Raw genomic sequence first — 13,392 nt, 5'->3', positions numbered from 1 at the left:
AGGCCGCGACCCGCGCACGGCGGCCCTCCCACGCCCAAAACCAGGCTGCCAACTGCGGGAACGGCCCTCATCGAGGAATTGGACCCCAAAATGATCAACAGAATTCACGCCGTGGATCCAGGCTTAGGTCGCGGGTCATCCAGTCGCTTCGCGCGGCAGTTCCTCTCGACTTCGCGTCGATCAGGGGGGTCAAGTCGCTGTCGCTGTCGCTGGACCAACTGCGTTCGGCGTTTTTGGTGCTGAGCAGTGCGATCAAAGCTCGGCAAGAAACTTCTCGGCGCGGCGGGCGAAGAGGTGAGACCCGCGTTCGTTCGACAGGTCGCGGGCCTTTTCGGCAGCGGCTCTTACGACTTCGGCGGGTTCGCTGCGGGTGTGGAGCAGGCGCGCCCGCAGCAGCAGGACAAGTCCTTCGGCATAGCGTTGACCGTAGGCCTCGAGGGCTTGGTCCGCTCGGTCGAGGGCGGTGCCCGCCTCGTCCGGCATCCCGGCGGCCAACCACATCTCGGCGATCAGCCCGTGGTGGTACGCGACGCCCCACCGCGGCGGGTCGACCAGCGTCCCGGCCAGGAGCTGTTCGGCCTCCGCCGCGATACCAGCCGGGTCATCGCCGACGAGGGCACGGGCCCAGTACCAGTTCAGCCGTATGTAGTGCTCCTGCTGGATGGCGGCGCGGCCAGTGCCCACGGCCATCCACCGCTCGATCGTGCGCATCACCCAGCCCGCGTCACCGGCCATCGAAGCGATGATCGTGGTGTAGTAGGCCCAGGTCGCGACCGCGTACGAGTCGTCGGGGCCGTTCCACTTGTCGATCATTGTCCTCGCCGTCTCGACGTCACCGTGCAGTGCCGTCACGACGGCCTGCCATCCGGGCCACTCACCCGAGACGTCACGCCGGATCGGGGTCTCGCTATGCGAGGAGACAACCCCGTCGAGAAGAGCGGGGTTGTTCTCACTGAAGCACCGGTATGCCTCGCCGATGTTGCCGATGTCCCATTGGTGCAGGCCCCAGGCTTGCCGGCCGTACACACGGACGACCGGCTCGGAGGACGCCTCCCCTTGCTCATACAGCCGGCGGACCAGACGAACGCGGTCCCACTCCAGGAAGGTGTAGGCCCCGAACAGGCGAGCGAAGAGGAGGCCGGCGGCCTCAACCTCCCGGCCGAGTTGGCGGGCCAGGTGTTCCGCACGCTCCAGCAGATCGAACGTTGTGCCGCCGAACCCGGCTTGCCGACGCGGGGCGATGGCGAGTAGTGAGAGGGCGGAGAGCTCGAGTTCCGGTAGCCCGGCGGTCCGCGCGATCTGGGCGGCCGATTGCAGGTGCCGATCGGCGGCGGCGAACGCGAGCTTGGTCGCCGCGCGACGACCGGCGCGCTTCAGCGCCTCCACGGTACGAACCGGGTCGGCGAGGGGGCCGGCGGCACACAGGTGGAAGGCGAGGCGTTCGGTGATGGACTCGTCGTCCGCTTGGCTTTCTTCCAGCGCGTCCGCGATACGCAGGTGCAGCCGGATGGCCCGCAGCTGCTCCGTTGTCTCCGTGACCGATTCGCGAACCAGGTCGTGCGCGAAGCGCCACGAGAACGGGTCCTCCAGCCCTGTTTCGAGCAGGCCGAGCGCGCGCAGCGGTTCGAGACATTCGAGGCAGTCCGCGACGTCGACACCGGCGACACGGGCGAGCAGGCCGAGGTCGACGTCGCGGCCGATCAGCGCTGCGACCCGCAGCAGGTCGCGAGCGCTGTCCTCGAGGCCCGCCAGCCGATCGCGGACGACGTCTCGCACGGTGGACGGCACCCCGGCCCGGGCCGATGCGTCGCCGTCGCTGAGCGCGCCGCGGTCGCTGAGGAGCCGCGACAGTTCGCGGACGAAGAAAGGATTGCCGGCGGTGCGAACGTGGATGTTGCGGGCGATGTCCGTGCCGGGTTCGTGGCCGGTCTCGCGGCGGATGAGTTCGGCCACGTCGGTCAGGCTGAGCGGGCCGAGTTGGATCCTGCGGTGGCTGGGCAGCCGGCTGGCGGCGGCCAGAACCCGCGAAAGGTCGGGGCCGGGTGTGGGTGCGCGGTCGCGAAGGGCGCAGATGATCGCGGTGCCGGTGGGTAGCCGGCCCGTCAGGTGGCTGAACAGCTGGAGCGAGGTGGCATCAATCCATTGGAGATCGTCCATGACGAGCAGCATCGGCCGTTCTGCCGAGGCCTGGCCGATAAAGGTGACGACCTGCTCGAACAGGCGGAACTGGGCGCGGCCGCCGGAAACCGGCGGCGCGGCCTCATCGTCTCGAGATTCGAGGAGGCGACCGAGCTCGCTGGCCAGCCACTTCTCGCGCGCCAGCGCGGGCAGGCTGTCGAGGACAATGGTGAGCGCCTGCTCCCATGGCCACATCGATGGTGTTCCGTCGCCTTCCAGACAGGAAGCCCAGACGACGAGCGCGCCACGCTGGTCCGCGGCGGCGGCGGCCTCTTCCAGCAGGCGCGTCTTGCCCGCGCCCGGTTCGCCTTCGACGATGCCGAGCCCGGTGCGGCCGGTGAGCGCCGCCTCGATGGCCTGCCGCAGCACGCCGAGTTCCTCGCCCCGGCCGACCAGGCCGGCTGCCTGCCTCGCCGGTGCGCGGTCACCCTCACTCTCCGTGCTCGTCACCACCGGTGACGTCGGGGCCTGCGTCAGCACTCGCAGGTGCGCGGCCTGCAGCGCGGGGCCGGGGTCGATGCCGAGCTCCTCGGCGAGGCGGTCACGGACCGCGTGGAACGCTGACAGCGCCTCCGCCTGCCGTCCAGCGGCGCCGAGGGCGGTGATGAGGCTGGCGTGTACGGGTTCGTGGAACGGTGCCATCGACGTGGCCAGCCGCAACGGCAGGATCACCCGCTCCGGCCGGCGCAACGACACGGCCAGTTCGGCCGCTGCCGCGCAGGCGGCGTGGAACTCATCGTCGAGGACAGCAAAGATCGACATCGCGGTCGACCCAAAGGAAAATCCGTCCCCCGCGGGGCCCCGCCAGAGGCCGAGCGCTTTGATGTAATGGTCGAGTGCCACTTCGCGAGCTTGCTGGGCGAGGGCGGCCTGGGCGGCTTCGAGAAGTTCCCGGAACGTGACGAGGTCCAGCGTGCCGGGGCCGGCGCTGAACACGTACGCGTTGCCGCGGAGGTTCAGGTACGTACCGGCTGCCCGGGCGGGGACCGCGGGTTCGAGCACCCGCCGCAATGCCCCGATGTACTTTTGGATGACGTTGAGCGCGCTGGCGGGAGCATCATCGGCCCAGATCAGGTCGATCAATTCTCTCGTGCTGACCGGACGGCCCACGCGCGCCAGGAGCAGGCCCAACAACTGCGCCTGCTGTCGGGGGCCGGCGTCCAGCTCGACGCCATCGCGCCACAGCCGCAACGGACCCAGGACCTGCAGACGCAGCGAACTGGCGCCGGCCGGCGGACCTTCGCCGCCCGGCCGAACGGGATGGGCTGGCCCAGTCACGTCTGTCGACTCCCGGCTGGACATTACAGATTTGTCCGCTTGCGACCCGTGCCGGAGCGCAGGGTGCACCGATTCTACTGGTCCAGGATTGGTCGTAAAAGGGTCGGCCGATCGAGGCTGAGACTGCGAGTGTGTACGACGTTGCTTCAGCGTGTCACGCTACTTGCAGGCTCCGTCCTAGCGGGTTCGCTCAACGGGCAGCTGGCCGAGCATGGGGTCCTCGACAGCTTGCCGGTCGCGGCGCGGACGGAGTGGCAGGCCGGTGAGGTGGGCCGCCGAGTTGAACCGCACCGCGAGGTTCCGGCACACCGTGTTGCCGGACAGCGGTGACCAGTTCCACCTGTTCGAGCAGGCTGTCGCTCCCGTCTGCCACGTCTCGCCACGGCGGCCGGTGGTGCTCGTCGTCGACGACCTCCGGTGGGCCGATGCAGGCGACCTTCTGCAGATCGCCGCGCTGATCGGCCGGGATCTCGCGCTGCTCGCGGGCGCCAACGAACTCGACGTGCAGGCTTCACACAGGTTCATGCTGCCCTTCAAGCGACGCCGGCGCTGCGCGGGGCCCGCGGGCCGGCGCTTCGACTCCAACGCCTCCTCGCAGGCTGACGGTCACGTCCTGGCCTGCAGGTATGGGGGCGCGGAGCAGGCGGCGTTCTGCGGGGGTGGTGCCACCCCACATGCCTTCCGGTTCGCCCGTGCGCAGGGCCCAGTCGAGGCAGGCCGCCTGTACGGGGCAGGCCTGGCAGATGCGCCGTGCGTGATCTTGCCTCGGCAGGTCCTCCCAGGTGAACGGGAAGAACAGGCCGGGGTCCGCGTCCTGGCAGGCGGCATGGGCCGTCCACTGCCGGGGAGGTCGCGCGTCGTGGTGCTGGTGAATCCGGTGGAGGGTCATGATCACCGCCAGGTCAAGGATGGTGCGTGGGTCGGTGTGGGCGAGACCGGACCGCCCGCGGCGGGAGGCGGAACGACTCCGGTCAACGGGTGCGGCGGTCCGGCGCCGGACGAAGGCGCCGGCCTCGGCCGATCCGCTTCCGCTCCCCGCACGACCTGGTGCGGAGAGTCGGTCGCCGGGACCACGCCACGGCGGCGGCTGACCCGGTTGGCCCTGCGGGTGGCGGACGCGCTGGAGCGCACGGCCTCGGACGACGATCCGGTGGCCGAGCGTCTCGCCCATCATCTGTGGGCCACCGGTCCGCCAGCCGATCGAGTCGCAGGGCGGACGCGCTGGTACACGCGGGCCGCTGCGCGGGCAGCAAGTCCGCATACGAAGCCGCCTCCCGGCATCTGACGGTCGGCCGCGCAGGTGGCGCGCACAGCGGGTCTGGCAGAGCTGGAACTGTCCGCCCTGGCGCTGCTCACCGCGCTGAACGGGTCGCGGGCGGGTGGGGCCCATCGGGTGTGCACGTACGCGAACGTGGTGAACACGCCGTGCGGCGGCAGGGCGGCGACCACTGCGGACAGCACGTCGCGCTGATGGTTCTCGGTGAACGCCGCCCACGGAAGGCCGCTGACCACGACATCGGTCTGGCTGAGCCCGCGCTGCGCCAGCACTGCGGCGAGGTCGGCCGCGTCCGTGTTCACGATGTCAACTGCCGGATGGAGTGCCGCCAGCTGCTGCACGAACCGTGGATTGATCTCGACGGCGATGTGCCGGCCGCGTCCCGCCAGGCGCCGCTGGATGGCGCCGGTAAAGGCGCCGGTGCCGGGGCCGAGTTCCACCACGGCCGGGGAGCCGGTCCGGGGCACCGCCGCCGTCGCCGCTCGGGCCAGCGCCGGGCTGCTCGGCGCGACCGCGCCGACCGTCATAGGGGCGCGCACGAACTCGAGGAGGAACGACACGGCTCTCACCGACTGGTTTTCGATGTGGGCGTCGAGTAGACACCCCAGAAATGGAAGGCCAGTCCGACGCCCCAGAAGACTATCGGCCACAGAGGCCAGAAGAAGTGTTCCGAATCGTAGACCTGCCACACCACGAGCTGAGCCAGATTAGCCAGGGCGTAAAAGAGTAGGTGAATCCGCAGGCCCCATTTTCGGGCGCCTTCTCTTTTTACCGATCTCATGCCCGGCAGGCTACATCGGCGTACTTGACGAAGACTGAGTCGCTTAATTCAGCGATCGTCAAGTCTTCAGGTTCTACATTTGATCTGCAATAGAGGTGCGAACACCACACGTTGAAAGGTCCACATCATGACGACCACTCGTAGAGCGGTGCTGGCCGGATCCGCCGCGGTCGCGACCAGTGCCCTGCTGGGAACCTCCGAGGCGCAGGCGCATCCCCGGCCGGAAGCCAAGCCCAAACCCACCGTAGTACTCGTGCACGGCGCGTTCGCCGACGCCTCCGGCTGGAACGACGTCGCCGTCCGGCTCATCCGCGACGACTATCCGGTCATCGCCCCGGCGAACCCACTGCGCGGCGTGGCCTCCGACTCCGCTTACCTGGCGAGCATCCTCGCCACACTCAACGGTCCGATCGTCTTGGCCGCGCATTCCTACGGCGGGATCGTCGTCACGAACGCCGCGGTCGGCAACCCGAATGTGAAAGCGCTGGTATACGTGGCCGCGTTCGCCCCCGACGAGGGTGAGTCGCTGCTGGGGCTACAAACCAAGTTTCCGGGAAGCGAACTCACAGAAACGGCGCTGAACTTCCGCCCCTATGGTGCGGGCCTCGTCGACGGATATATCAAGAAAGAATTCTTCCACGACGTTTTCGCCGGCGACGTGCCGAAGCCGGCCACCGACTTGATGCAGGCAAGTCAGCGGCCCGCTGACACGCGCACGCTGGGGGAGCCGTCCGGCACCCCGGCCTGGAGGACCATTCCCTCCTACTACCTCGTGGCCAGAAACGACAAGGTGCTTCCGGCCGAGGCGCAGCGCTTCATGGCGCGGCGGGCCGGGGCACAGGCACGCGAGGTCGGTGCCTCCCATGTGGCGATGATCTCGCAGCCCACCGTGACGGCCGATCTCATCAAACGCGCCGCGCGCTGACACCTTGAAGCAGACGTCGATGCATACTCGCGCGTATGAAGGCCAGTGCACTGCTGAGGAGAAGCGGCACACCTCCGCCAAGTCGCCCATCAGGAATCCGAAGCTGACTCTGTTCGCGCTGGCGCTAGGCACCTTCGCGATCGGCACCGGCGAGTTCGGCAGCAACGGCATCATCCAGCTTTTCGCGTCCGATCTGGACGTGTCGATCCCGGTCGCCACGTACGCGATCACCGCCTACGCCTTCGGGGTGGTGATCGGCTCTCCGGCGATCACTTTGCTCGCCGCCCGGGTCAACCGGCGCACGCTGCTGCTCGGCCTGGTCGTGCTCTTCCTGGTCGGTAACGGGCTTTCCGCACTGGCACCGAACATCGCGCTGCTCGTCGTCTTCCGGTTCGTCGCCGGCAGCGTGCAGGGTGCGTTCTTCGGCGCCGGGGCCGTCGCCGCCGCGTACGTGTACGGCCCGGGCAAGGGCGGCAAGGCGTTCGCCACGGTCATGGGAGGGCTCACCGTCGCCACCATCGCCGGGGCGCCGCTCGGCACCTTCATCGGCCAGCACACCGGCTGGCGCTCCATGTACTGGACCGTGGTCGCCGTCGGCCTGCTCGCCGGCGCCGCCCTGGTGACCTGGTTGCCTCGCACCGACGATCTGCACGGCGGTTCCATCAGGAACGAGCTGAACGGCCTCCGCCGGCTCAACGTCTGGCTGATGGTCGCCGTCGCGGCGCTCGGCATCTCCAGCATCTTCGCCGTCTACACGTTCATCGGCCCCTTCGTCACCGACGCGGCGCTGCGGGACGCAGCGCTCATCCCGATCGCACTCGCCGTCTTCGGCCTCGGCATGGCGGTCGGCAACCATCTCGGGGGACGCGTAGCCGACCGATACGAGCACCGCGGTCTGACCTGGGGGTACGGCGGCGTCCTGGCGGTCCTGCTGCTGATCGGCGTGGCCGGCGGCAACCTGCTGATACTGCTGCCCTGCCTGTTCGGCGTCGGCGCGACCATGATGCTCGCGATCCCCACCATCCAGGTCCGGCTTACCGGCTTCGCGCCAGACGCCCCGACCCTGATGGGCGCGCTCAACCTGGCCGCCCTCAATCTGGCCAATTCGCTCGGAGCGATCGGCGGCGCAGTCACCCTCGAAGCCGGCTGGGGGACCCTGTCCACCGTTTGGGCCGGCTTCGTCCTCACCTCCGCCGGGCTGCTCCTGTACCTCGTGACCGTCGCCCGGGTAAAGCCCGCACCCGGTCCCGTTTCCCATCCAGGTTCGTCTCGACCAACCGTCCCCGCCCGGAATGACGGAGGAACCACGTGAACGACGGTGCGGCGCAGCACGAGCCGGTCCTGGACGACGAGCAGTTCCACTGGCTCGTCGAGTACAGCGAGGTGGAGCACGCCGAGGCCGGCCGGGATCTATTCGCGTCCGGCGACGACTCCTACGACCTCTTCCTGCTCCTGACGGCGACTGTGGACATCGACCGGAACGCGACGGCTGTCGAGCCGGACCTTCTGATCTACCAAGGCGGCCCCGGCGATTTCCTCGGCTTCCTCGGCGAGCTCAGTCTGCTGACCGGCCAGCACGTCTACCTGACCGCCCGAGTGATGACCGGATGTTACGCCGGGTCCTTGCCGAGCAGGTCGACATCATGCTTGAGGCGTTCCGTGCGCGGCGGGAGTTCATACGCTCGACCCGGCCGAGCCGTCGCACGACCTTCCTCCCACATCAGCCCACGCGTAATCCGAACCCGGAGGAGCCCTAAATGCCAACCCGAGTCAACCGGCAGACCGTCGACCTCTCCGCCTATCCAGACCTCCTTGTCCTGTACCTCGGCATGCGGGTGAACCGGCTGTACGGTATCCGGACCTTCTTCAGCTTCGGACGGAAGATCAGTGAGTCGGTCGCCGGCAAGCCGGACGGACTGCTGCTGCACGAGCCCGTCTACTACTCGTTCTTCCCGATGAACATGGGGATGCGCCAGTACTGGCGCGACCTGCCCTCGCTGCTCGCATTCGCCCGGTCGGAGCCGCATCGAGAATGGTGGCTCGACTTCCTGCGAGACTCCGGCGGCACCGGTTTCTGGCACGAGACGTACTCGATCAAGGGTGGTATGGAGGCGGTCTACGATGACGTGCCCAAGCCGCTCGGCTTCGGACGGTTCGCCGGGATCCAGCGCGCTCGTGGTCCCATGTTCGGCTCCGCGGCCCGGCTGGGACGTTCCGAAGGCGGCAGCCCGGTCCTCAGCGAGACGGACCTCTACGAGTCCTAGCCACGCAGAAGCTCGGCCAAGAATCTCTCGGCGGCCCGCCCGTGCGTCGTAGTCCCGGCGACCGATTCGCGGACCAGGTCGTGCGCGAAGCGGAACGTGTATGAGTCGCCGGGCGAAGATTCGAGCAGACCGAGCGCCTCCAGCCCGTCGAGACATTCCTGTACGTCGAGGCGGGCGGCCCGCCCAAGGCCCGCACCTGGTCCCGCCAGGGCCACACCCCGGTCGTCATCGTCTCCGACAAGGGCTCCGGACGCGTCTCCCTCGCCAGGCTGATCTGCCTTAACCCCGACCGGCGCACCCGCCTGATCTACCGCAAGGTGCCGTATCACGGCCGCCGCAGCGAGCAGAAGGGGTGCCGCGAGGTCGACTACGTATCCACGATATGCAGCGTACTCACGAGGCTGTCACCGCCATGAGCATCGCACGCATATTGCATGGCGCCGAGAGGCGCCCAGAGCAGCCAGGCGTCGCGTCGAGACAGAGCCAAGCACCGATCATGCATTCTGGAGCGCATGACCACCACCAACCTGCCGGACCCGATGCCGGACTTCTACGATTGCGGCTGCTCGGACATCTACTTCTGCCCTGCCTCCGAGGAGGTCGAGTGCCCCCGCCACAGCGGATTCAATGTGTGCTGTGCCGAGATATCCCGCCACATCCCCGTACGGACGCACACTGCTTCTGCCTGACCAACGCCGACCGCTGACGCCACCCCGCCCACACGATCGGCTCTCACGTCAATCCCCGAAGGACTTCCGAAGTCGACCACTTAGCTTCGTGAATAGTCCGAATCTTGGAGGTTCAAGCGGGAAGATCCATGACCTACTCAGATTGTGCCACCCTTGAGACGTGAACGAGCCACCGCCCGTTGAGCAGTTCGCCATTTGGCGTCATGTCATGGTCGGCTCGCCTGGTCCGGCCCCGCATGAGGGCGTGGTGACCAGAACTTCGTGGGGGAGGTTGCACCCGCTAAACAAACCCCACGCTCTGCCACCACCGGATCGAGCGTGGACTGAGTCGGAATGGCAGATCATCCGGCGCGGCCACTTTCCGGCAGATATGGACGACAAGTGGTTCGCTTTCGTCGATCATGATCGCTTATACCTGCATCGAAGCTGGACCGGCGACCAGATGTTCCAAGCAGACTTCCAACCGTGTGACCGAGGATGGCAGATCGTCAAGGCGGCGGTTGAGTCAGGCAAGCGTCGGTACAGGCGGAAGTACGAGGGGCCGGATCGCCTGATGCTGGAGTTGCTAATCGATACGGTCCTCCTTGGGGCCTATGACGAGTTGCGCTGGCGGCATCTGTGGGAGCTGCAGAACTAACACTGGGGAAACACGCCAAGATCCACTCCGCATATATTCTGGGAAGGGTGGTATATGGCAGCTTCCGGTGGCCGGCGGCTGGATGCGGGATTCTAGCGTCGTGCGGCGAAACCACAGCTCAGAAGCATGAGTCGACGTTGAGGATGGCAGAGCGCCCGGAGCTCCAACCCGTCACAGCCTTAAGGTGGATCGCTGTCATCATGCATCGCTCGGCAACTGAGCTGCGGGAACTCACATGGCCGTGGGCACGGTTTCGTTGATCATTCCGAGTATGTTCCGGATCTTGCTGTGGCGACGTGCCAAGGTGGTGGACATGGAGACCGGTTCCGTGCGCAGGGTTCTGGCCGTGAAGCCGGATGGTCCGTGGCTGGTGCTCGTCAATGGGACCACATGGAATGTCGAGTCGCGAAACACTGGGGCGGATACTCCCTTCGCCATGTCGAGGGTGGGGCTCTTACCGCTGTTGGAGAGGCCTCGGGACGAGGTGGAGAGGCAATCCGGGCAGGCGCTTGGTCCTGATGATCCAGACATCGCTGAAGTCCTGCAGGCGGTCATCCATTGCGGGCTTGCCGGGGAGTCGGAGTATTGGATCTCACGAGCGCTGCCGTGGATGATCGCTGATGAAGTCGGGCTCTTTGCCGGGCTGCTCAGGGAGATCGCTGTCGGGCGGCGATGGTCTCAAGCCACACAGGACGCCGCGAAACGGCTCTTGAAGCAGAACGGTCATTGCCAACCGTCTCCCTCTGGCGACAACCTCGTAGCTAGTCCGGAAGCTTCGCGCCTCCCCCTGCCTACCCGCGGACGGGTACGACCGGAAAACCGTACGGACGCACGCACCTCTCCCACCGGATCTTCCCGTCGCCGTCATCCCACCCGTCAGGGGAGCGGGCCAAAGGCCGGAGGTGAAGGTGGAGCTCCCTACTGGAAGAACGACCTTCGCCGGCGGATCGCCGTCGACGCTGTAGCAGCCGGCCACCAGGCCACCCAGGTCGGCGACCATGAAGTGTCGTCGCGCGATGTCGTCGGGACCGAAGGCGAGCTCGTCCCGGCACGACTCGATGAATGCCTGGTCGTACCCCCAGAATCCCTTGGCGGCGAGTGCCAGGTCGCTCAGCATGCTCGCCTCATCCGGCCTGGCACGCCGCAGTGTCATTGTGGTCACTTCCGTCCCCCTCGGTCGTCGAGTGCCGGGCTGGCACGTCCAGGTCGCTTCTGCTGTGTTCGGCGCACATGGCATAGTCCTCACCGTGCCGTTGGATGATCTGCCGGACTGGCTGCCGGACTGGTGTGTGGACCAGTTGGGGGACGAGCCGGTCAGCGTGCTGTTCGAGCTGCGGCAGATATCGGCGGTGTTCGGGCTGCGGTTGGCCGGTGGGCGGGACGTCGTGGTGAAGGCGCGGGAGGACGACGGCCGGGCCGCGTCGTGTGTTGCCGCGCAGGCCCACTTGGCGGAGCGGGGGTTTCCGTGCGCCCGGCCGCTCACGTCTGCGGTCGGCGTCGGTGCGCTGGCCGTGCACGCTGAGGAGTCCCGGCCCGGCGGTGAACTGCTGCGCGGCAACTCGCCGGACGTCGCCGTGCGCTACGCGGCGGTGTTCGCCTGGCTGATGGCCGAACTGGCCGACGTGACCGTCGCGCCGCCGCTGCCGAATCCGCGCTGGGTGCGTTGGGACCACACCGATTCTGGGGTGTGGCCGGCGATCGGGGAGCTGGACGACCGGGACCAGGGCGCCGTGCCCGCGTACGTCGTCGACACGGCCGACCGGGCCCGCAAGCGGATGCTGGCCGCCGACCTGCCGCGCGTGCTGGGCCACGCCGACTTCGAAGCGCAGAACCTCCGCTGGCACGACGGCGATGTGTGGGCCGTGCACGACTGGGACAGCCTGGCGTGGCAGTCGGAGGCGGCACTGGCGGGTGCGGCGTGCGGAGCGTTCGCCAGTGCGTCGCCGCCGACCCTGGCCCCGATCGAGAGCTCCGCCGCGTTCCTGGCGGCTTATCAGGATCTCCGGGGGCGCCGGTTCACCGCGGAGGAGCAGGAGATCGCGTGGGCGGCCAGCCTGTGGCCGGCGGCACACAACGCCCGCTGGGAGGCTGTGCACGGCGACACCCCGGTGTCCTGTGACGCCGTCCGCGCACAGGCAGCCGAACGCCTTCGCCGAGCGAACGCCTAATTACATCTCGGCATGCCATAAAACTTGGCCGCGTTTTGGCCGTGAGTGGCCGTAGGACGCCGGTGATCGCCGTAGATGGCCGGACACAAAGCGAGAGGCCCGTCGCCGCGTCTCCGCTGGTGACGGGCCTCTTCCCGCTGGTGTGGCAGGTGCAAGGTTCGAACTTGCGTAGGCTGAGCCGACGGTTTTACAGCGGGCTGACGTTACTGACTGCACCCGGCCTCTGACCTCGGGGTGCGGCTCTCGTCCTTCCCCTACCAGGGAAGATCATCCCGCATATATCCCGCGAGGCAGAGCCAGCCACGATCGGCCCCCAGGAACCGCGGATCTCTCGGAAGAGAGAGCCTTCCACCTGCAGAGGATCGGCAGTAAACCGGTAGATCTGGTAGCCACCCGTAGCACCAGTGGCCGCCCCTTCGTGATCACTGACTGATGGCGCCGACGAGTAGGGGCCCGTCGAGGATGCTGGGAGTGAACACCACGCCAGTGATCTTGGCTGCCAGCAAGAACGCACGCGAGATCCTGTTAATGAACATGTCATCCCACGTCGCCTCCCATGCCTCTTCATCCAACTCCTCCGGAGGCAAGCCGGTTTCACGCATGAACTCGTTGATCCGTTCCGGGTCACTGCCCCACCGACTCCCTGGCAAGTGCGGCGTGAAGCCGGTGACGACCTCGCCATCCACCGCGTACACGAAGCTGTCCGACGCATAATCGTGCCGTCCCACGGCCACCACCTCACATCCCCGAGACAGCCCGCTCAACCGCTCGGCCAGCACCGCCTGGAAACCCCCCGGTTCGACGGCCACGCCCCACTCACCCACCTGGACGACGCCGACATAGTCGTTGCCGGTCATCCCTGCCGCCTCCCAGACCTTGACACGGAGTTCATGGAAGGTCATCTCCCGCCCTGGGCGTCCGGCCCCGAAGCGTCGCAGCACCTCCGCAGGTTCGAGCCCGCGAAAAAAGGACACGCAGAAAATCTCGCCAAGCAGATCCTCACGGTCTCCTACTCCTGGCGAAGCTTCCAACCAACGGAAGGGAACGAGGGGATCGACCACCGCAACCTCCTTTGATGGTTTTACAGCTCGTGACCGTTCTTAAGGCGATACAGACTGCGCCCCAGGTCGCAGTCTCCCCGTACCGCTCACACCGCCAAGATCATTACACGCATATTGCACGGGGTAGCCCGTCGC

The 13,392-nt window shown here is 67.4% G+C and carries 13 protein-coding genes; 6 read left to right on the top strand and 7 right to left on the bottom strand.

The genetic code is table 11. From position 1 onward, the window contains the following. Window positions 1–252: 252 nt before the first annotated feature. From ACFLIM_RS20940 to ACFLIM_RS20925, 4 genes are all read right to left on the bottom strand, one after another. Window positions 253–3,369 carry a BTAD domain-containing putative transcriptional regulator gene (locus ACFLIM_RS20940; protein WP_393167819.1) on the bottom strand — a complete coding sequence of 1,039 codons (3,117 nt, stop codon included), beginning with the start codon at window positions 3,367–3,369 and terminating at the stop codon, window positions 253–255. Window positions 3,370–3,967: 598 nt separating this feature from the next. Next, window positions 3,968–4,345 carry a WhiB family transcriptional regulator gene (locus ACFLIM_RS20935; protein WP_393167845.1) on the bottom strand — a complete coding sequence of 126 codons (378 nt, stop codon included), beginning with the start codon at window positions 4,343–4,345 and terminating at the stop codon, window positions 3,968–3,970. A gap of 281 nt (window positions 4,346–4,626) precedes the next feature. Then, window positions 4,627–5,292 carry a class I SAM-dependent methyltransferase gene (locus ACFLIM_RS20930; RefSeq protein ID WP_393167817.1) on the bottom strand — a complete coding sequence of 222 codons (666 nt, stop codon included), beginning with the start codon at window positions 5,290–5,292 and terminating at the stop codon, window positions 4,627–4,629. Between the two features lie 5 nt (window positions 5,293–5,297). After that, window positions 5,298–5,513 carry a 2TM domain-containing protein gene (locus ACFLIM_RS20925; protein WP_393167815.1) on the bottom strand — a complete coding sequence of 72 codons (216 nt, stop codon included), beginning with the start codon at window positions 5,511–5,513 and terminating at the stop codon, window positions 5,298–5,300. Window positions 5,514–5,640: 127 nt separating this feature from the next. On the opposite strand from ACFLIM_RS20925, the gene ACFLIM_RS20920 reads away from it, so the two are divergent. Continuing rightward, on the top strand, window positions 5,641–6,438 hold the full coding sequence (locus tag ACFLIM_RS20920) for an alpha/beta fold hydrolase (RefSeq protein WP_393167814.1): 798 nt from the start codon (window positions 5,641–5,643) through the stop codon (window positions 6,436–6,438). 19 nt (window positions 6,439–6,457) lie between these two features. Next, the gene (locus tag ACFLIM_RS20915; RefSeq protein ID WP_393167813.1) at window positions 6,458–7,750 is read left to right on the top strand and encodes an MFS transporter; all 1,293 of its coding nucleotides are present in this window, start codon (window positions 6,458–6,460) and stop codon (window positions 7,748–7,750) included. A gap of 98 nt (window positions 7,751–7,848) precedes the next feature. On the opposite strand, the gene ACFLIM_RS20910 is transcribed toward ACFLIM_RS20915, so the two are convergent. Continuing rightward, window positions 7,849–8,016 carry a hypothetical protein gene (locus ACFLIM_RS20910; protein ID WP_393167811.1) on the bottom strand — a complete coding sequence of 56 codons (168 nt, stop codon included), beginning with the start codon at window positions 8,014–8,016 and terminating at the stop codon, window positions 7,849–7,851. Window positions 8,017–8,195: 179 nt separating this feature from the next. On the opposite strand from ACFLIM_RS20910, the gene ACFLIM_RS20905 reads away from it, so the two are divergent. The 3 genes from ACFLIM_RS20905 (at window position 8,196) to ACFLIM_RS20895 (ending at window position 10,028) form a co-directional block, all read left to right on the top strand. Then, window positions 8,196–8,702 carry a monooxygenase family protein gene (locus ACFLIM_RS20905; RefSeq protein ID WP_393167809.1) on the top strand — a complete coding sequence of 169 codons (507 nt, stop codon included), beginning with the start codon at window positions 8,196–8,198 and terminating at the stop codon, window positions 8,700–8,702. Between the two features lie 512 nt (window positions 8,703–9,214). Then, a complete protein-coding gene (locus tag ACFLIM_RS20900) occupies window positions 9,215–9,391 on the top strand; it encodes a hypothetical protein (RefSeq protein ID WP_393167808.1) in 177 nt (58 codons plus the stop codon). A 160-nt stretch (window positions 9,392–9,551) separates the two neighbouring features. Beyond that, complete coding sequence (locus ACFLIM_RS20895) at window positions 9,552–10,028, top strand: hypothetical protein (RefSeq protein ID WP_393167806.1); 477 nt, start codon at window positions 9,552–9,554, stop codon at window positions 10,026–10,028. Between the two features lie 592 nt (window positions 10,029–10,620). Here the strand turns inward: ACFLIM_RS20895 and ACFLIM_RS20890 are convergent. After that, the gene (locus ACFLIM_RS20890; protein ID WP_393167804.1) at window positions 10,621–11,145 is read right to left on the bottom strand and encodes a hypothetical protein; all 525 of its coding nucleotides are present in this window, start codon (window positions 11,143–11,145) and stop codon (window positions 10,621–10,623) included. 130 nt (window positions 11,146–11,275) lie between these two features. On the opposite strand from ACFLIM_RS20890, the gene ACFLIM_RS20885 reads away from it, so the two are divergent. Then, window positions 11,276–12,196 (top strand): phosphotransferase, encoded by a 921-nt coding sequence (locus ACFLIM_RS20885; RefSeq protein ID WP_393167802.1) that lies wholly within the window; start codon window positions 11,276–11,278, stop codon window positions 12,194–12,196. Between the two features lie 422 nt (window positions 12,197–12,618). On the opposite strand, the gene ACFLIM_RS20880 is transcribed toward ACFLIM_RS20885, so the two are convergent. Beyond that, a complete protein-coding gene (locus ACFLIM_RS20880; protein WP_393167801.1) occupies window positions 12,619–13,257 on the bottom strand; it encodes a DUF6461 domain-containing protein in 639 nt (212 codons plus the stop codon). Between the last annotated feature and the right edge of the window lie 135 nt (window positions 13,258–13,392).

Origin of the sequence: Nonomuraea marmarensis, from assembly GCF_043197025.1 — a bacterium.
GTDB classification, from domain to species: Bacteria; Actinomycetota; Actinomycetes; order Streptosporangiales; family Streptosporangiaceae; genus Nonomuraea; species Nonomuraea marmarensis.
Note: the sequence above shows the minus strand (reverse complement) of the source record. Positions and strands in the feature narration are given on the sequence as shown.